We start from the raw sequence: 20321 nt of genomic DNA, 5'->3' as shown, positions 1-20321 counted from the left end.
CTAAACGCATGCAGGCATCGGAGTGAAAATTTGCCTGATGGAATTTATAAGTTTGTTTTCTCCGATGCCTAAGCGCTGCGCAAATTCCTTCGGAATTTGCTTGCAGGCATCGGAGTGAAAATTTGCCTGATGGAATAGACAGCAAATTTTCTAGCGCCTGTGGCCTAACGGATAAGGCACTAGCCTCCGGAGCTAGTCATGGCAGTTCGATTCTGCCCAGGCGCGCCAAATTTTGCCCGGAGATAATAGACAGCAAAATTTCCATAGGGGGAAACTGCGTTTCCCCCTCTTGGCGCTCGCTCACCGGTAAGCGTTAGCTAATGAGTTCGCTCGCTGTCACCCCCTTCCTTTAGAATCGCCTAGCTAAATAGCCGATCATTTTTATCATAAGAGAAGGGAAAAGATTTTCCCTTCTCTTATGTATCTTATCCCTTTTACATATGTGTCACTTCGTGACCTGGAATGAGTCATATCCACGCCGCGCTCAAATAGTCCTTGCCCGCCTAAGTAAATGCATATATAATAATTATGTCTAATAAGGTGACCCATGCCCTCAAGCGATTTTGATCTCATAGGCCAGCTCCTCGTGCAGAGAGGCCTCATCACCATGGACGCCCTGGAGAGGGCCCTCGCCGAACAGGACAAGTCGAAGGGGCTCATCGGCGAGACGCTCATAAAGCTCGGCTTCATCACGGAAGACAAATTTTACACCGCGCTTGCGGAGCAGCTCAACGTCGAGTACGTGACGCTCAAAAGCGTCACGATAGACCCGTTGGTGATAAACGACATTCCGGCCAAATTCGCCTGCCATTACGAACTTATACCGATAGGACGCGACGGCGACACCATAGTCATCGCCATGTCCAACCCGCTCGATATACACACCATAGACGACATAAGACTCCTGCTGAAGAAAGAGATAAAGACGGTCCTCGCCTCCAAGCGCGACATCCTGGACGCCATAAAACGGTACTACGGCGTCGGCGCCGAGACGATAGAGAAGATAACGCCCGAGGCAGGGCAGGAGAAGTTCATAAGCGTCCAGTCCCAGGAGACGCAGGACCTCATAGAGTCCGCCGACGACGCCTCCATCATAAAATTCGTGAACCAGATACTGCTGGAGGCCTACCGTGACAGGGCCACCGATGTTCACATCGAACCCTACGAAGACGAGCTGCGCGTAAGGTACAGGATCGACGGCATACTGTACGATACGAAGGTGCCGCCGACCATAAAGGGGTTCCAGGCCGCCATCATCTCGAGGATCAAGATCATGGCCAACCTCAATATCGCCGAGCGCCGCCTGCCGCAGGACGGGAGGATAAAGATAAAGATAGGCGACGACGAGGTGGACCTCAGGGTCTCGATACTGCCGACCCCTTTCGGCGAGAGTGTCGTCATAAGGGTCCTCTCTTCCAACGTCCTCTTCGGTCTGGGGAACCTCGGGCTGCTGAAGCGCGACCTCGTCATCCTCGAGCGGATGATAAAGAAACCGCACGGCATCATATTCGTCACGGGCCCCACCGGGAGCGGGAAGACGACGACGCTCTACGCGTGCCTGAGCAAGATCAACGACAAAGAGAAGAAGATCATCACGATAGAGGACCCGATCGAATACCAGTTGAAGGGTATCATACAGATACAGGTGCAGCCGCGCATAAACCTCACGTTCGCGAACGCCCTGCGCTCTATGCTGAGGCACGATCCCGACGTCATGATGGTCGGCGAGGTGCGCGATTATGAGACCGCCGAGATCACCATAAGGGTCGCCCTGACCGGCCACCTCGTATTCTCGACCGTCCATACCAACGACGCCGCCGGAGGCGTCACCCGGCTCCTGGACATGGGTGTGGAGCCGTTCCTGGTGGCCTCCGCGGTAGAGTGCTTCATAGCCCAGCGGCTCGTGCGCGTCATATGCCCGAAATGCAAGCGCGAAGTGAAGCCGGAAAAAGAGATACTGCGGGAGCTCGGCGTTTCGCATCTCGACCTCTCGAACGTGAAGATATACGAAGGGAAAGGGTGCGAGGCCTGCAAGCACACCGGGTACAAGGGGAGGACCGCCATCTATGAAATACTCTCAATGGACGAGGAGATACGCGAACTCGTCCTTAAGAGGGCGTCGTCCGACCAGATAAAGAAGAAGGCATTGAGCCGCGGCATGAGGACCCTGCGCCAGGACGGGTGGGAGAAGATAATGCTGGGCATCACCACGCCGGGCGAGGTCATACGTGTTACGCAGCAGGAAGAGCTTGAAGAATAATACCATATGGCGAGATTTTTATACGAAGCCAAGATAAGTCCCACCGAAACGACGAAAGGCGTACTCGTCGCTGACTCAAGGAACGCCGCCATCCAGAAGATAAGCCAGATGGGCTATTACCTCGTCTCCATAGAAGAGGAAGGCGGGGCCATAGGCCCTTCTGCCGGGAGCGGGTTCTCTTTTTTTAACAGGGTGGGGCTCAAGCAGACCACGGATTTTACACGTCAGCTTTCCGACCTCCTGGAATCGGGGCTCAGCATAGTGAAGGCGCTGGACATACTCTGCAACCAGACGGAGTCGAAACGCCTCAAGAGGGTCATCCTCGATATAAAAGATTTCTGCATAAGCGGTAACCCGCTGTCGGCGGCGCTCGCCAGGCACCCGGACGTCTTCTCGGACCTCTACGTGAGCATGGTCCGCTCGGGAGAGACCGGAGGCGCGCTTGAGAATATACTCAAGCGGCTGTCCGATTTCAGCGAAAAGCAGCTCGAGATAAGGACAAAGATAAGGACGGCCCTCGCTTACCCCATCCTGATGTCGGTGATCGGCTGCGTCACGATAGTGATACTGATGACGTTCGTCATACCGAAGATGACGGCCATGTTCAGCGATCTCGGCCAGGTATTGCCGCTGCCTACCCGCATACTCCTGGGTATAAGCGGGTTCCTGACGAACTACTGGTGGATACTCATAGCGATCATAGCGATCATCGCCGTTACGGCGGCAAAGATATATGCCACGGCGGACGGGCGGCTTGCCATAGACCGCCTTAAGCTGGGATCTCCCGTCGCGGGGCCTCTCATCAAAAAGGTGGAGCTGGCGCGTTTCGCGCGCACGCTCGCCACGCTCCTGAATAACGGCGTGCCGATACTCGAGGCGCTCAAGATAGTGTCCGAAACGATGGAGAACGCGCTGATAAGGGGAGAGTTCGCCAAGACGTACGCCTCCGTCAGGGAAGGGTCGAGCCTGGCCAGGGGTCTTTCGGGAAGCGCCGTCATACCGCCCGTGGTGATAAATATGGTCGCGGTCGGCGAAGAGGGCGGTCACCTCGAGCGTTCGTTATTGAAGGTGGCGGAGACATACGAGAGGGAGTCCGACGAAGCGATAAAGATCATGATGTCGCTCCTTGAGCCGTTCCTGATCCTGACGCTCGGAGTCGTGGTGGGGTTCATCGTCATATCGATGCTACTGCCGATATTCGAGATAAATTTCTTAATGCGGTAAAAAACGGAGGTTACCATGGCAGCACATGACAGGAGGGGTTTCACGCTGGTCGAGCTGATGCTCGTCGTCATAATAATAGGCATACTCGTCGCGATGGTGATGCCGCGGCTTGCCGGCAGGACAGAACAGGCCCGGGAGGCGGCCGCGAGGGCCGACATAGAAGCGAATATCGGGTCGGCCCTGGACCTGTATGAAGTCGACAGCGGCCGTTACCCCGACACCCTCGACGCGCTTCTTCAGAAGAAAGAGGGGATAGCCAACTGGAAAGGGCCGTACCTCAAGAAGAAGCCGGTCGACCCGTGGGGCCGGCCTTACGTCTACAAATATCCGGGCACGCACAACGATTATGACCTGTACTCGCTGGGACAAGACGGCGTCGAAGGCGGAGGCGATGATATCACGAACTGGGAAGAGGAGCGGGCGAATTAAGGCCTCCGGCGGGTTCACCCTGATAGAACTTGCGCTTGTCATTGTCATAGTGCTTATAGTGATAGGCCTCGCAAGCCCCATTCTCAAACATAGCACGTCAGACCTTGCCCTTAAAGACACCGCTTTCAATGTCTCGAAATTATCGCAATACGGCCAGGAGAAGGCTATCCTCGAACGGAAAAATTTCAAGATGGTCTTCGACTTCAAGGATATGAAGTATCAGCTGATGGAATTCGACACGGCCGCGGATCCGCCCGGCTATAGAAAGATGGACGGGAAGTTCGGAAGGGCCTACAGGGTGCCTCCGGGGTTTTCCATAGAGGGGGGTAACGGCGAAGTCGTATTTTATCCCGACGGCCGCTGTGATGAGGCCGAGATCAGGATCAAGGACGCCCGCGGCAACGGATATTCGATAAAGGTCAGGGGTTTCGGACCCGGGCCGGAGATCAAGGCGATAGGTGATGAAAGATAAGAGAGGTTTTCTGCTCCTGGAGGTCATAGTGAGTATCGTGGTGATCACGGGAGGGCTCCTATTCGTGACGCGCGCCTATTCCGCCGCCCAGCATGCCCTGACGAGATCGCGCGATATCTCTATCGCCGGGTTTCTTCTGGAGGAGAAGGCGTTCGAGCTGGACGAGAAGGGCGCCCTGGCCGTCTCATCAATAGAGGGCGAATTTGCCGGACGTCAGGGTTATTCATGGAAGATAGACGCCGTCCCCATCGAAGGGACCATGCTGAACGCGGTCACTCTGGAGGTATCCAGGCAGGGCGCGCGCGGTTGGAGTTATTCCATCTCGACCTATCTGAACGCTGTTCAGGAGACACAGGACGAATGAAGAATAACGGGAAGAAGGCCTTCACGTTCATAGAGCTCATAATAGCCGTTACGATATTCTCTATAATCGCGGTGAGCATATATTCCACTTTCAGGGCGGGGATCAGGGTGTGGCTGAGGGCAAACCCGGTTATAGAGGAGAGTCAGGCGAACCGGGTCTTCTTCGAGACGGTAGCGAGAGACCTGAAACGGGCATTCATATATACGTATCCGGACGGCGCCGTGAAGTTCGACGCCTCCGCCGACAGAGTATCCTTTATGACCATGGTTGATGTCGCAAGCGCGGGCGCGCTCCCTCATGAAGAGTACGCGAGGGTCACCTACTCGCTCAACCCCGAAGAGATGACGATAGAGAGGGCCGTTGCCGGGAGGGGGGAGGGGTTTGACGAGCTCTATGCCAGGCGTACCGTATTGCTGAACGGCATCCGGAAAGAAGAGTTCGGGTTCGCCTACTGCTACAAAGGCCCTTCGGCCGACCAGCCCTATGAATGGAAAGCGGCATGGGAGGACTCAAATAAGGTCCCGCGCGGAGTGAAGATAACGGCCGGGGATTCCGTGAAGACCGTCTTCATACCGATGGGGGAGCTGGGCGGCGCAACATGACGGACAGAAAAGGCACGATACTGGTGGCGTCGCTCTGGATACTGTCGATCCTTTCGATAATGGCGGTGGGGATAGGGTTCCGCACGTCGCTGGAGGCGCGGCTAAGTAAATACAACCTCGACAGGATGAAGTCGCTCTACCTGGCGCGCGCGGGATCGTTCAGGTCGCTCGAGGCCATATCCGCAGACGGCAGGGATTATGATTCTATGCGCGAATGCGGCATAATGATATCCGATGAGTACGGTCCTGAGGCAGGACCGTCCGTCTTCTTTTCGGACATCCGGGCCGGCGACGGCACGTTCAGCGTCGGGTACACATCGGATAAGAAATATTATGCCGGCATGTCGGATGAGGCAAGGCGCATCAACATAAATACCGCTCCGGCGGCGGTCCTGGAGCGCCTCCTGGGGCCCGGGAATGAAGAGGTCGCGTCATATGTGATAGACTGGAGAGATACCGATGCGATAACGGCGCGGGGTGAGTCGGAAGACGCCTACTACCAGTCGCTCGAGCATCCGTACAGGTGTAAGAACGGGAATTTCCTGGCTCCGGAAGAACTTTTTATGGTCAGGGGCATGACGCCGGAAATATTCTATAATATAAAGGAATATATAACGGTCTTCGGTGAGGGGAAGATTAATATCAATACGGCGCCGCCGCGTGTCCTCCTCGCCTCGGGCCTTTCCGAAAGCACGGCGGATATAATAACGAGGTTCAGGGCCGGCCCGGACGGTATATACGGCACCGGCGACGACGGCATATTCAGGAGCGATGGTAACATCCAGAACGACTCGATATTCACCGGCACCGCCGCAGCCGACAAAGAGACGATCAGAAACTCCTTTACAATAAAGTCCGAGTATTTTAGAATTGAGTCGACAGGCAGGGCCGAGAATTCGAAGGCAGAGAAGCTCATACTGGCCGTAGTCCAGAAGAACGCCGCCGGAGGGACTCATCCATTAAAGTCATACCGCGAATATTAGAAAGCGCCCGGGAGATCTTTGAGCTTGATAAGGATATCGTCGCGCTCGAGATCGGGGAGGAGGCGGTCAAGATCGTCGTCTCCGGCGTCTCGAAGGGGAGACGCGGGATAATCCGTTTTATAAAGGAGGACCTGCCCTCAAACGACGACGCCGCGATCGTCGAGACCATCAAGTCAGTTTTCGCTTCGCAGGCGATCACCCCGAACAGGATCTACCTTATAATACCGCGCCACCTGGTGACGGTACGGCTCCTCAGGATACCGTCGATAGACGACGAGGAGATACGCAAGATCATGAGGATAGAATCGGCCAAGCACGTGCCGTACGCCGATGAGGATATAGTATCCGGATACAGGGTGGCGGAGAAGACGGCGGACGGCTATTCTTCCGTGCTTCTGGCGGTCACCAGGCGCGAAGTCGTGGACCGTCTCACCGGCATCGCGGCGAAGGCGGGTTCGCCGGATGTGCCGGCGGTGGTGCTCAGCTCGGAGGCGCTCCTGTTGTGGTACCTCAGGGCCTCCGTAGGGAAGAAGGCCGGGGAGAGCGTCTGCATAGTCAATATAGACACAGATCACATCGACATCAACATAGTCGAAGACGAACGCCTCGTCTTCACGCGCGGTATCGTATACGGCGAAAAGGCCGCCTTCACCGGTGATAAGGTGGTCTCGGAGGTCAGGGTTTCGGCGGCGAGTTACAGGAAGGAGTCGGACAGGACCGTTTCGAAGATAGTTCTTACCGGCGTCCAGGCGAATGCCGCCGGATGCAGGGAGATGCTGGAGAGGGAATTGAAGGTGCCCGTCGAATTGACAGGCCAGTCGGAGAATATACCGCTCGGTGAGGGCATCGGCATAGATAACGAGGAGACGTCGTTCGCGGAGCTCATAGGGCTTGCGCTCTTTCCCGACGGGACCAGGATAAACCTTCTTCCGGGCGCCGTGCAGGAAGAGAAGCGTCTCGCCGTGTCGAAAAAGAACATCGCCGTAACGGTCGTGATAATCTTTATGATCAATGCGGTCGCGGTGGGAGTGGTGTTCAAAAAATTGCACGACAAGACGCTTTGCATATACCGCATTGAATCGGAGTCGAGAGAGATATCCCCCCGCGTCGAGCGTGCCGCTAAGATGGTGAAGGAGATGAAGATCATAAGGGAGAGGATGGAGGAGAGCCCCCTAGCCATCGACATCGTGAGCGAACTCGTCAAAGTGACCCCGCAGGGGATATCGTTCAGCATGCTCGAATTCGAAAGCAAAAAATCTCTCACGATCCGGGGGAGCGCCGGCGCGCTGGCCGACGTCTTCAGTTATGTGAACGTCCTGGAACTGTCCCCATATTTTGAAAAGGTCAAGGTGAAGTACGCAAATAAGAGGGCCTCGGTGGCGGGGGAATCCGCCGATTTCGAATTGTTATGCCTCCTATCCGATGGTAAGGCGAAAGGTCCCGGCGATGGTATTAAAAAATCTAAGTAAACGCGAACGCTATATAGCTTTCGGCACGGTGGCCCTGGCGGCGTCGGCTGCAATATACGCCCTCATCGTGGAACCGGTCACCCAGCGATGGGGCCGGCTCAACGCCGAGGCCATGTCAAGGTCGGCGGCGCTGAAGAAGGACTCGAAGCTCATATCTTCGTATAAGACGATCGAGGCCGATTATGCCAGGATATCGAAGTTCGCCAAGGCGCGGAAAGGCGGGGAAGAAGGGCTGGCCGATATGCTTACCTACATAGAAAATATCTCGCGCAACGATTCATGCGCCATCGTCAATATAAAGCCGATGGGGACCAAGGATTTCGGTGATCATAAAGAAGTGCTCATAGACGTCACCGCGGAAGCCGACCTGACAAAATTTTCGAGATTTTTATACGATATAGAGAATGATAAGGATATGATATTGAGGGTCAAACATTTTACCATAAGTTCAAGGTCTACCCAGGAAGGGTCCCTGCGCGGCACTTTTCTGATAAGTAAGCTCCTTATAGAATAGCTCCTGCCAATTCACCTAACTCATTGCCGTCACTTGACAAATAGAAATATCATGGTATACTCTCTGTTTAGAGAGTAAAAGTCAACTATCTACATAGAGAGCATATGCCTGAAAAAGAGATCTATCTCATAAAAGATCTTTCCCGCCTGTCAGGCCTTTCCGTCTTCACCATAAAGTATTACCTGAACCTCGGCCTCATAAAAGAGATAGGGAGGAGCCGGGAGACGAACTTCAGATATTTCGACCAGTCCACACTGGACGGGTTGAAGAAGATAATAGAGCTCAAGAAGAGGGGCATATCGCTGGGGAAGATCGCGGACCTTATGGGTGAGGAGGCAAGGCCGTGAGTTACTACGAAGCGTTGGGACTCAAAAAAGAACCTTTCTCCACAAGCCCGGACCCCGCCTTCTTTTACCGTTCCGCCGCCCATACGACGGCGCTGCAACGGCTCGAGATAATGATACGGCTGAAGAGGGGCCTCAGCCTCATATTGGGCGACGTCGGGACCGGGAAGACGACGATGTCGCGCGCGCTGCTCCAGGGCTTTGCCCAGGACGACGGTTATGTCTTTCACATAGTCCTCGACCCGTCCTATAAGTCCGAATTCCAGTTCCTCTCCAGCCTTGTGAGGATGTTCGGTATAAGGCCCGATTCCCGTTCCACCCTGGATTACAGGGAAGAGATAGAGAAGTATCTTTTTAAAAAGGGGGTGGACGAAAATAAGACGGTAGTGTTACTGATAGACGAGGGGCAGAAGTTGTCGACGCCGTTCCTGGAGATGCTGCGCACGCTCCTCAACTATGAGACGAACGAATATAAGCTCCTGCAGCTCGTCATCGTTTCGCAGATGGAACTCCTCCCGCGCATAAAGAAGATAAGGAATTTTTACGACCGCATAGGCCTCAAATATATCATAAACCCCCTTGACCAGAAAGAGGTGAAAGAGGTCATACGCTTCCGGCTTCAGGAGGCGGGCCTCGAGCCGTCGAGAGAGCTATTTACCGACGGGGCCGCGGATAAGGTGTTCGAGTATTCGCAGGGGTACCCCAGGAAGATATCTATAATATGCCACAACGCGCTGGAAGAACTTGTGATGAGCGGGAAGACGGTCGCTGATGAGGCGGTGGTCGAGGATGCCATAAAGAGGGATACCGTTTAGATGCATAAAAATATGTCGCCGGAAGAGCGTCTTCTCAATCTCATAAGAGGAAAGAATAAAAAACCGGACGTTGCATCCCCGGACGCGTCCCCGGACGGGCCTTCCGGAAAGACGGACGGCGGTAAAAGGGCTGTCAGGCCGGCGTTCGGGGCGCTCTTTAAAGGCGGCCCGGCGGCCATCGAATTTTTCAGGCGTAACTTCACCAGGCAGAAGCTGCTGGAGCCGGAGTTCCTGAAGGTCGTCAACCGTTATCTGGCTGTGGTCCTGGCCGTACTCTCCGTCTATTTCGTCATAGAACTTATATTCGTAAGGCCGTATGAGGATATGGGCTCCACCGCAGGGGAAGAGACGGCCTCCGCGAGGCCCCGTTCCCATGCGCCCAAAGACCTCCTGCCGGCGGCAAAAGATTATTCCCGGTATTCCGGTGTCATATCCGGCAGGCAGATATTCGGCCCTGCGCAGGGCGAGTCCGGCCAGGCGCAAGCGGTCATCACCTCCGATGATATATCAAGCGCGCTCGGGCTCGTCGGGATAATCACCGGGCCGGACCCCCAGGCCATCATAGAGGACAAGAAAGACCAGAAGACATATTACCTGAAGAGGGGCGAATCTTTCAATAATGTGACGGTTGAAGAGATATCCGAAGGCAAGGTCGTAGTCAACTACGACGGGAGAAGGGTAACGCTGTTTCTATAGAGGAGCGGACCATGAAAAAGATACGATCGACGGTCAGCATTTTAGTCATCTTCGCTTTCACCATAGGCCTTTTTGCGACCTCGGACGCGCAGGATAATGCAGCGGCCCCGTCGGGCGACCCGGGCAAGATATCCCTTGACCTTAAGGGGATGGACGTCGTCGAGGTCATAAAGATGCTGTCGGCCAAAGGGGACCTCAACGTCGTCGTCGGGAGCAACGTGAAGGGGCGCGTGACCATATTTTTAAAGAGCGTCGGCATAATGGACGCCTTCGATATCATACTGGTGGCGAACGACCTCGCGTACGACAGGCGCGGCGATATCATCTACGTAATGTCGCAGAAGGATTACGAGGCGATGTACGGCGAACGCTACGCGGACAAGAAAGAGGTCAGGGTATTCCAGCTCAAGTACGCCAAGGCGGTCGAGGTGGCGAAGGCCGCGAACCAGCTGAAGACGAAGATCGGCAAGGCGGTGGTCGACGAAGGGTCGAATACGCTCGTCGTGATAGACAGCCCCGTCTCCGTCTCCCAGATAAGCGACATGATAGCCAAGGTGGATATGCCTACGGCCACGAGGATATTCGAGCTTAAATACGCGAAAGCGGCCGACCTGAAGGCCAAGGTCGCCGAGAGCCTGACGAAAGGCGTGGGCACCATGCAGATAGACGAGAGGACCAACAAGATCGCCGTGACGGACCTCGAGAAGAAGATGTCGGAGCTCGAGACGATGATCACGGCGTTCGACGATAAGCTCCCGCAGGTCCTCATAGAGGCGAAGATCGTCCAGATCACCCTTGACGACAAATTCAAACTGGGCGTCGACTGGGAGAGCGTGCTGAAGAAGCTGTCGAAAGAGGTCAGCATAAAGAGCACGTTCGAGCTTGCCACCCAGAATACGTTCACGCCCGGGGCGCAGGTCCTCGTAGGCGCGCTCAATTCGGGCAGCGATTACGCCATGATGGTCCAGGCGCTGAAGACGGTGGGGGACACCAACCTCCTCTCGAGCCCGCGTATCACCGCCCTGAACAACCAGGAGGCCAAGATACTGGTCGGGACATCGCAGCCGTATGCCACCAACACCGTCACCCAGGGGACGGCCACTACCACTACCGGAACTTCGCTCAGCTTCCTAGACGTCGGGGTAAAGCTCTACGTGACCCCGACGGTCAATAAGGACGACTTCGTGACGATGAAGATAAAGCCGGAGGTGAGCTCCACCTCCAGCAGCTATACTTACGGCAGCCCGTCTACGACGGTGCCTATCGTGGAGACGACGCAGGCGGAGACGAGCGTCACGGTCAAGGACGGGACGACTATCATCATAGCCGGCCTCATAAAAGACCAGCGCACGAGCCAGGTCGACAAGGTGCCGATACTCGGGGATATCCCTTATATCGGAGAGGCGTTCAAGAAGACCGTCAAAGAAGTGGTGAAGCAGGAGCTGGTAGTATTCTTAACCCCTCATATCATAAGCGGCGGGAACGATTACCTGGAGCAGCCCCTGAGCCCTCCCGTGGGCGAGAAGAGGTTCACCGTGCCGGAGAAACCTACATTCGACAGGCGCAATGAGGTCGCCCTGAGGCCGGGATATTTTGAACAGAGGAAAGAGGTCCTAGAGGACGAAGCGGATAAGGCGGCCAGGCGGCAGAGGAACGAGGGTTCCATCCTGGTCTCGACCGAAGACGAGTATAGCTACTTTGTGAAGACGAAGATAGTCGAGAATGTGAGGTCTGCCAAGCGTAAGAAACGTTCTATGAAAGGCACGGTGAAGGTCGCCTTCATGCTCTCTCCCGCCGGAGATATGGTCTCGGGCCCCGAGGTAGTGAAGTCGTCGAACCATGCCCTGGACAGGGTATCTTTAAACTCGGTAAAGAACGCGGCACCGTTCCCGGCCTTCCCGGCATCTATGGGGCCGGAAGATAAGAGATTCGTCATCGATATATCATTCGAGTGATCTTTAAAAGAAAGGAAAATGTATGAACAGGGACATTAAGCTGCTCGTGATATTTCTTTCGGTAACGAGCGTTATCCTGCTTTACACCACGATCGTCTTATTTGTCCTTAAAGAGAACGAAAGGGACCGCAAGGTCATGCTGCAGAAGAGGTTCGATGAGGTCAGCATGGCAAAGGCAGAGGTCGAAAGCGCGCTTAAAGAGCTCGAGATGGCCAATATCGAGATGAAGACGAATATAAAGGCCCAGGACGAAAAGATAGGTATCCTCGCCCAGAATCTGGAGGAGGCGAAGAAGGCGCTCGCCAGGGCGCTCATCAAGACCGACGAACGGGAATTTGAGATCCAGAACCTGAAGCGGAAACTGGAAGAAGAGCGCGCCGAGAAGGAGGACCTCCTTAAGCGGCTCGAAAAGGTGAACGAAGATTACATGAATATGAAGTTCCAACTCGATAACCTTCTGAGGACAAAGGAAGAGCTCGAAAAGAGGGCCAGGGAGATCACCGAAAAAGAGGGTGTGTCACTGGGCACCATAGTAATAAAACAGTGACGGGTTAGGGAGGCAAAAGCTTGATTTCAAAGTTGACAAGGGCCATATATGATAATATGATATACTCCGCATCTATTACCACAGCTCATGCATATGAAGGCCAATATCACAGTTCCCATCATAGCGGTAGCCGTATTGACCGGCGCGTTAACATACGCAACCTCTCCATTCAGTAAAACAAATCCTGTAAAAAGTCCCGTTTCAAGTCCCCGCCATTCGGCGTCGTTCGAAGATTTCACCTTTACGAAATATGCCGATAACGGAACCGAAAAACGGTATACCATAGAGGGGAAGAGGATCAGGGCCGTTAACCGCAAGATAGCCCTCTTTTCTACGGACGTGTCAAAGGCCGTCCGGCTGGAAGATGTCCTTATAACTTTTTATGAAAATAACGCCCCGGTTTCGTACCTGAGCGCGAAACGCGCCATCCTGGGTGCGCCCATCCAGAAAGGGGACATGATATCCGCCATGACGTCGCGCATAGAGCTCTCCAGGGATATATGCCTGGTCACCACCCAGCACAGGACGCTCTCATGCAGGACCCTGGTATTGGACAACGCGAAAAATACGGTCTTTGCCAACGGCAATTGCGTATTGAGATATGACGGCAAGGCGGTAAAGGCGGATATGGTAGATTCGGACGTAGCGTTACGGAATTTCGATATCCGGAACGATAGATATAAACGCGTGAGGTCACTTACAAGGATATTCGGCTAAAGAGGGGGATGATATGCGTAATAGGAAAGGTCTTGCTTTATCGGTATTATCGGTCTTTGTATCTTTAACGGTCGTCTTCGCCGCAGGCACCGCGTCCGCCACGGACATAGATGACGGGAAGACGCTCCTTTTGAGCGACAAGAACTTCGTAGGCGCGCACAACGCGTTCGAAACCGCGCTAGCCGCGAACCCTACGGGCCAGGTCGAGAACTTTTGGCACGCGGTGACGGTCATCTCCGGTAACGAAGCCCTTAAGGCAAAATTACGGGAACTCGACCTCCTGGACGAGGCCGATATGCCGCTATTTTTCGATGCCGAAGGCGAGTTCAATTACAATATGTACGAGATCGAGAATATCATCATCGATAATGACAGCGAGCTCTTCTCGTGCGACGACTCGTGGACCCTCTCACCGGAGACGGACTCCCTCAACACCTATGATACCAATTGCCGGGTACATGCTTCGGGCTCCAATACTGACACAGCCACGTGGTATATAAACGTGCCGGTGGAAGGCGAATATGAGGTATTTGTATGGATACCGCCTGCAGAGGGGGGCACAGAGAGCGCGCACTATACGGTGAATCACGGCCTGGGTAGCACCGAGGTCTACAAGAACCAGAAGAGTTACGGCCAGGGCGCCGGTTGGCGCAGTCTGGGTTTATACAGGTTCAACTTCGATGAGTCCCACAGCGTGGTATTGTCCGGCGATTCATCGACAGGCGATGTCGTCGCGGATGGCCTGAAGCTCGTTTATGAAGGGAGGGTCACCGATGACTCCAGTGAGCCAGATTTTTACACTTCCGGCGACGGGTGGCAGGAGGTGAGCGAGGTCCAGCATGCGAACAGGGGTAATTACCACCGGGCCATCGCGGGCGAAGGCGTAAGCGCGACGTGGATGTTCAACGTCCCGGACGCCGGGGAAGAGTATGCCATATACGTATATATGCCGCATATGGAGGGCGAGTGGGAAAACGCCGGGACGGTCCAATATACGGTGAACGGGTATGATACGGTAGACGTGAAATACGAAGGGAACGATAACCACTGGTATTGCATAGGCATATTCCAGTTCGAGTCGTCCGCAGAGAATTCGATCACGCTCTCCAGCAATGAGACGGGCAATATGATATGCGCGGACGCCATAGAGGTAAGCATGTGCCGCCCGTATCCGGACCTGGGTGAGGGGCAGTATATCGCGAGCGGGGAGACCGGTACTACAGGCATCCTCGCCGAGATAAATACGGCCCTCGGCAATCTATCCGTCGTAACAGGCGCTTTTTCCGATACGGTCACTCCGCTCCATTGCCCCGCTCTCTCCGAAGACCTTGTGCTCGATTACGGGGATGCAAAGGCGCTCGAATCGGGCCTCTATTTCCTGAGATCGAACATCAAGATCAACGCGGCGTATGATATGGGCGACGCCGATATCAGGCAGCTTACTATGGGCGACGGCGAATTCGACATAGTCCTTTCGATACTTAACGATAATGAGGGCCTCTTCAAGCTGCGTACCGACGAAGGGATCGATACGGCGGCGCTTCTCGGAGACGCGAAGACCGCCCTGGTCAATGCGATCGATTCGTACATGGCGGCATCCGCGGCCATAAGGGCGAGGACAGACGGATCGAACCACCTCTTCAGGTTCTATGAACCGGAAGACCCCGAAGAGGAAAAGGAAGAGATCCTGGACGTAGAGGAGATGGTGCGGGATCAGATGGCAGGGGTCAAGAATAACCTCGTTGACCATGCGGCCAACCCGTTCTTTACCATACCCTCCCTTTCCGAATTTTTCGGCGAAGATGCCGGTACGGGGATAGATATAGACGTCGACCTCTATGAGTTTTTCACCAATCCCAAGGACCTCCGGGACTATCTCGATGCCTTTATAGACAACAGCGATCTCATACCGGATGATTTTGAATATCCTACGCTGGACGGCATACTGCCAGGGTTCAGGCCGGCCGACTGGAACTTCCTCTTCGGCAACGGCCCTGAAGGCAGGTCGCCGAAAGTCGTCTGGAGAGGCGAGACGCCTTCGGTATATCTCGAGTGCACCTATGCCGATGACCCCCATAAGGCAAATATCACGAGGTTCGAGATATACAGGTCGACCGGCAATGAATCGCTCAAGAGCCCGGCCAATCTCATAACCACGATATACTATCCGTCAGGGGACACGGCATGTTATACGGATAACACGCTAGACCCCGCCAACAATATATACTATTACCAGCTCTACACATACTATGATCTCGGCGACGGCCGTACGGCAGAGACGTACACCAGCGTCGGCGAGGCGATCATCAGCATCTACGTAGATTGTAACAGCGTTTCCGCCACTGAAGACGGGACGAAGGCGAACCCGTTCAGGAACCTCGGAGACGCCATAAAAGAAGAGACGGGCGACGGGACGAAGGTCTTCATCGCGCGCGGCACATATCACGAATCGGCTATGAGCATCGGCATGTGGAACAAGGACGGCCTCATCCTCGAAGGCGGGTACGAGCCGACGGGATGGACCAGGGATATAGAGGCGAACGAGACGATAATCGATGCCGAGGGACGCGACGACTGGTCTATCATCGGGCTTTCCAACGTGTCCGATGTGGTCATAGACGGCCTGACACTGAAGAACGGCACGGCTAAAGAAGGGACATCCGGCGTCAGCCTGTGGTATTCCTCCTCGATAATAATAAGGGACTGCAGGATCATAAACTGCGGCCAGGGCGTTCAGGTGAGCAACGGCACGTCTGTCATGATCGAAGGTTGTTATCTGGAAGGCCGCAAGGCCGACTCGACCGGTTACCAGGGCGTCAGCATATACGGACCCGGCATATCCGTCGAAGTGATAGATTCCACGATCACAAGTTTCAGATACGAGGGTATCTCCGCATGGAATACCGATTCGTCCGTACTGGTAGCGGGGTGTACGATATTCCAGAACGGCGGGAACGGTATATACGGGGCCGCGCAGTTCACCATAATAGGGTCACGCATCGCTCAGAACACCACCAACGGCATCTACCTGAACCAGAATCCGTACGCGCAGATCATGAATAACATCATAGAGGATAATGAGGCCACCGGTGTCTATTGCGAGAATATGCAGGGGCTCTCCATAGTGAACAACACCATCCTCAACAACAACGAAGGAGGCGGCATATATTACACAAATGTCGCGGGGAGCGAGATAAAGAATAACATCCTCGTCGGCAATAACGGCGGATGGGGCAATAGCGGCATATATTGGGGCGGCAGCGGCGCCAAAGGGACGATATCCAATAATGACTCCTACGGCCACACCACCGCTGACTACAGGAATTGCGAGCCATTGCCGGAGAGCAATATCTCCCAGGACCCGCTCTTCTTCGATGCCGCGGGCGGCGATTATCACCTCAGCCAGACCTCTGCAGGGCAGGTCTCCGACAGCCCGTGTTTAAATACCGGGAGCACCTCGGCGGAATATATCGGCCTGTCGGGCCTCACTACGCGCACAGACCATGTACTCGACGCGGATACGGTCGATATGGGATACCATTACCAGTCTCCGGGCTATTCCGGGGCGAAGAGCGATGTCGTGATCGCCTTCGGTTCCGAGTACGGCATATGGGTGAGGCATAATACGCCCTACTTCTCCTTCTGGTCCAATCTGCACATACTGGACCCGTATTCGATGACCACCGGCGATATTGACGGTGATTCGAAAGATGAGGTCATAATCGACTTCGGCTCCGAATACGGCGTATGGGCATGCCATGAAGAGGGTGGCTGGGACCCGATAAGCGATACAAGCCCCGAACTGATGGTCACCGGCGACGTGAACGGTAACGGGATGGATGACGTCATCATCGACTTCGGCTCCGATTGCGGGATATGGGTGCGATATGACGACGGCAGGTGGAGCCAGGTAAGCGATGTGAGCGCCCTGAATCTCTGCACGGGTGATATAGATAACGATGCAAAGGACGAGATGATCATCGACTTCGGCGCCGATTACGGTGTATGGGCGAGGCATGACGACGGCGTCTGGAATTTAATAAGCGCCGTAAATGCGGAATGGCTGACCGCCGGCGATTTTGACGGTGACTCGAAGGATGAGGTCATCATCGACTTCGGCTCCGATTACGGCATATGGGCATACCATGATGACGGCAGCTGGGACCAGATAAACAGCGTGAGCCCCGACTCGATGGCCACGGGAGATGTGAACGGTAACGGCAAGGACGACATCATCATCGACTTCGGCCCGGTATACGGTATATGGACCTGGTATGATAACGGGGGCTGGGAGCTGATGAGCCCGGTCGATCCGGAATCTATGGTCACCGCCGATGTCGACGGGAATGGCAGGTGTGACGTCGTCATCGACTTCGGCTCCGATTACGGTGTATGGGTCCACCATGATGACGGCAGCTGGGGTTTTATCAGTAATGTGACGCCGGAAGTTATGGTAACCGGAAAGGTCTTATAAAGAAGCATATATTATACTGATTTCTTGAAAAGAGGGCTAATATAGTTAAATGATAAAAAAGCTAGATTAGCCCTCTTGTTTTTCCCGCTATCCATGATATAATTAGTGGATTTTAAAATCAGAGGCAAATTAAGATGAAAGACAAAAAGAGGATATATACAGCATTTATTACCGTGGCCCTGGCGCTCGTAACCGGCATCTTCTATACGATCATGCCCGGAACGACAGAGGCCTTCGGGGTCGATGAATCGGAGTTCGTCAAAAGGGACGGCGCGCACCTTACGTTGGACGGGGAGCCGTTCTATTTCGCAAGCACCAACAACTATTACCTCTTCTATAAGACGCAGGCCATGATAGACGAGATCCTGGACGACGCAAAGGCGCTGGGCCTGAGGGTGGTGAGGACGTGGGGGTCATGCGAAGGCAATATAAAGGACACCTACTGTTTCCAGCCCGAACCGGGCGTATACGACGAACCAACATTCCAGAAGCTCGACTACATAGTCGCAAAGGCGAAGGCATGCGGCATCAGGTTGATAATACCCTTCGTCAACAATTGGGACGATAATTTCGGGGGCATAAGAAAGTACACGGCCTGGTCGCCCACGGCCAAGGCGAGGATATCGTTCGATATATATAACCCGGGCGGTGTTACGGACGTAGCTCTCGCGGTAAGCACCGGGACGCTCTGGGATTGGCACGAATCGCTTCCGCAGGCGATCGCGACGGGATGGAACCACGTCACATTCACCCTCGATTCTAATGACTGGAAGTGTGAGGCATCGGGGTGGGAATATACCAGCGCCATAGCCGGCCTGGATGACGTGAAACAGCTTAGCATCGGCGTCTACGGTCACACCGCGAGCGGGTCCGTCTACGTCGACAATATCTATACGGGGACCGCGTCGAAGACGCTCCTGTGGGACGGGGCCGAAGAGGTAGGCGGGTGGCATGAGGCGTCGGCCTGGTCGGACGCTTCCTCCGTAGCGCTCTCGAATATGTCGACCCAGGGCTACCACTCGCTCGAGCTTGTATACGATGCCTCCAAGGGTAACGGGAAGGCGTTCTGGGAGATCTACACGGATATCAGTAACCACGATATCTTCTATTTCGACGAGACATGCAGGACGCTCTATACGAACTATATCTACCATATGCTCAACAGGGTCAATACCATTACGGGAGTCGCTTATAAGCATGAGCCGGCTATCATGATGTGGGAGCTCGCCAACGAGCCGCGCTGCGAAAGCGACCCGTCGGGCGATACCCTCCAGGCGTGGATCGAAGACGTAGCCGCTTACATAAAGACCGAAGACCCATACCACCTGTTATCGGTGGGCCTCGAAGGCTGGTACAACGGGAGCGGGACCGACTATATCAGGAATAACCAATGCACAAATATAGATGCCTGCTCATTCCACCTCTTCCCCAACGATTACATAATGTCGGAAGAGGAATCAAAGGAATGGATAGAGGACCACATCAGGGACGGTCATACGACCGTAGGTAAGCCCGTATATCTCGGAGAGTTCGGATGGCGGATAGGCGGCAGGACCGATATCCAGAAAGAAGAGGTCCTCCACAGTTTTGGCAGTGACACGGAGGGATGGGATATCCACTGGGGGTACACGGCAGGGCCGGCATGGGCGGGAGGTATCAGCGCCGACGGCAACGGTTCGATACAGTATACCGCCTCCTTCTCGGGGTGGTCCACCGCAGGAGGCAGGGTCTGGTACGGGACCTCTAAAGATCTTTCGGGATATGAATACGTATCGGGATGGGTCCGTGTGCCTGATGCGCCGCCGGGGACATGGATTGAAGTACAGCTTTACGCTGAATCAGGGCCGACGAATGAGAAGACGTGGTCGAGTGATCTGGTAAAAGGGTACCTCTGGGCGGGCCACTGGTATTTATTGAAGTTGCCCGTGGCAGAGATACCCTACCCGTCACAGGTCAATTCCCTGGGTATCCAGGTGAAGAGCGATTACTCGACCTACACAGGTGAGGTATATTACGATCTCATAGAGGCCTATTCGGGCACCGCGGTACGTGACAGGGTCTATAAAGATTGGACCGACCTTGTATATGCCGCAGGCGGTGACGGGGCCGGTTTCTGGGATATGGTGGGACACCAGGAAGACGGCGATCTATACCCCGACTATTATCTCTACTCGGTATATTATCCGGAAGATCTCTCTACCTGCGCCATAATAAGTAAATTCGCCTCTGATATGAGCTCAAAGGTCATTGCGCAGTCGCCCCGTGTCACCGTAGGAGACATCGACGGGAATGGCGGATCGGACGCCATCATCGACTTCGGCGCCTCTTACGGCATATGGATATGGCATGACGACGGCACATGGCTCCAGATAACCGCGGTCGACCCGGAATCTATCACCTCGGGCGATATAGACGGCGACTCCAGGGACGAGGTCGTGATCGACTTCGGCGCCTCT

The 20321-nt window shown here is 54.6% G+C and carries 17 protein-coding genes and 1 tRNA gene; all 18 read left to right on the top strand.

Going from position 1 to position 20321, the window contains the following annotated elements; genetic code table 11:
- Window positions 1-153 precede the first annotated feature (153 nt).
- Window positions 154-228: transfer RNA gene (locus WC515_03520), tRNA-Arg, on the top strand.
- Between the two features lie 319 nt (window positions 229-547).
- The gene (gene gspE, locus WC515_03515) at window positions 548-2260 is read left to right on the top strand and encodes a type II secretion system ATPase GspE (protein MFA5146432.1); all 1713 of its coding nucleotides are present in this window, start codon (window positions 548-550) and stop codon (window positions 2258-2260) included.
- A gap of 6 nt (window positions 2261-2266) precedes the next feature.
- Window positions 2267-3484 (top strand): type II secretion system F family protein, encoded by a 1218-nt coding sequence (locus WC515_03510; GenBank protein ID MFA5146431.1) that lies wholly within the window; start codon window positions 2267-2269, stop codon window positions 3482-3484.
- Window positions 3485-3499: 15 nt separating this feature from the next.
- Window positions 3500-3913, top strand: a complete 414-nt coding sequence (gene gspG / locus WC515_03505; GenBank protein ID MFA5146430.1) for a type II secretion system major pseudopilin GspG — start codon at window positions 3500-3502, stop codon at window positions 3911-3913.
- On the top strand, window positions 3876-4385 hold the full coding sequence (locus tag WC515_03500) for a prepilin-type N-terminal cleavage/methylation domain-containing protein (GenBank protein ID MFA5146429.1): 510 nt from the start codon (window positions 3876-3878) through the stop codon (window positions 4383-4385). The genes gspG and WC515_03500 overlap by 38 nt, the downstream gene beginning before the upstream one ends.
- Window positions 4375-4749 (top strand): hypothetical protein, encoded by a 375-nt coding sequence (locus tag WC515_03495; protein MFA5146428.1) that lies wholly within the window; start codon window positions 4375-4377, stop codon window positions 4747-4749. The genes WC515_03500 and WC515_03495 overlap by 11 nt, the downstream gene beginning before the upstream one ends.
- Window positions 4746-5351: a prepilin-type N-terminal cleavage/methylation domain-containing protein gene (locus WC515_03490; GenBank protein ID MFA5146427.1), complete on the top strand. Its 606-nt coding sequence runs from the start codon at window positions 4746-4748 to the stop codon at window positions 5349-5351. The genes WC515_03495 and WC515_03490 overlap by 4 nt, the downstream gene beginning before the upstream one ends.
- A complete protein-coding gene (locus WC515_03485; GenBank protein MFA5146426.1) occupies window positions 5348-6334 on the top strand; it encodes a hypothetical protein in 987 nt (328 codons plus the stop codon). Before WC515_03490 ends, WC515_03485 begins: the two co-directional genes overlap by 4 nt.
- Window positions 6310-7803: a pilus assembly protein PilM gene (gene pilM / locus WC515_03480; protein ID MFA5146425.1), complete on the top strand. Its 1494-nt coding sequence runs from the start codon at window positions 6310-6312 to the stop codon at window positions 7801-7803. Before WC515_03485 ends, pilM begins: the two co-directional genes overlap by 25 nt.
- Window positions 7781-8317: a hypothetical protein gene (locus WC515_03475; protein ID MFA5146424.1), complete on the top strand. Its 537-nt coding sequence runs from the start codon at window positions 7781-7783 to the stop codon at window positions 8315-8317. Before pilM ends, WC515_03475 begins: the two co-directional genes overlap by 23 nt.
- Before the next feature lie 104 nt (window positions 8318-8421).
- A complete protein-coding gene (locus tag WC515_03470; GenBank protein MFA5146423.1) occupies window positions 8422-8664 on the top strand; it encodes a MerR family transcriptional regulator in 243 nt (80 codons plus the stop codon).
- Window positions 8661-9476, top strand: a complete 816-nt coding sequence (locus tag WC515_03465; GenBank protein MFA5146422.1) for an AAA family ATPase — start codon at window positions 8661-8663, stop codon at window positions 9474-9476. The genes WC515_03470 and WC515_03465 overlap by 4 nt, the downstream gene beginning before the upstream one ends.
- A complete protein-coding gene (locus tag WC515_03460; GenBank protein MFA5146421.1) occupies window positions 9477-10172 on the top strand; it encodes a type II secretion system protein N in 696 nt (231 codons plus the stop codon).
- Window positions 10173-10183: 11 nt separating this feature from the next.
- Window positions 10184-12127, top strand: coding sequence for a TonB family protein (locus tag WC515_03455; protein ID MFA5146420.1), 1944 nt, complete (start codon window positions 10184-10186; stop codon window positions 12125-12127).
- 22 nt (window positions 12128-12149) lie between these two features.
- The gene (locus WC515_03450) at window positions 12150-12674 is read left to right on the top strand and encodes a hypothetical protein (GenBank protein MFA5146419.1); all 525 of its coding nucleotides are present in this window, start codon (window positions 12150-12152) and stop codon (window positions 12672-12674) included.
- 93 nt (window positions 12675-12767) lie between these two features.
- Window positions 12768-13391: a hypothetical protein gene (locus WC515_03445; GenBank protein ID MFA5146418.1), complete on the top strand. Its 624-nt coding sequence runs from the start codon at window positions 12768-12770 to the stop codon at window positions 13389-13391.
- Window positions 13392-13404: 13 nt separating this feature from the next.
- Window positions 13405-17865, top strand: coding sequence for a right-handed parallel beta-helix repeat-containing protein (locus WC515_03440; GenBank protein ID MFA5146417.1), 4461 nt, complete (start codon window positions 13405-13407; stop codon window positions 17863-17865).
- 134 nt (window positions 17866-17999) lie between these two features.
- On the top strand, window positions 18000-20321 hold a 2322-nt coding region (locus tag WC515_03435), incomplete at its 3' end, for a hypothetical protein (GenBank protein MFA5146416.1).

Source organism: Candidatus Omnitrophota bacterium, assembly GCA_041650805.1.
Taxonomy (GTDB): Bacteria; Omnitrophota; Gorgyraeia; order 2-01-FULL-45-10; family 2-01-FULL-45-10; genus JBAZKM01.
This window is presented reverse-complemented; position numbering and strand designations above follow the sequence as displayed.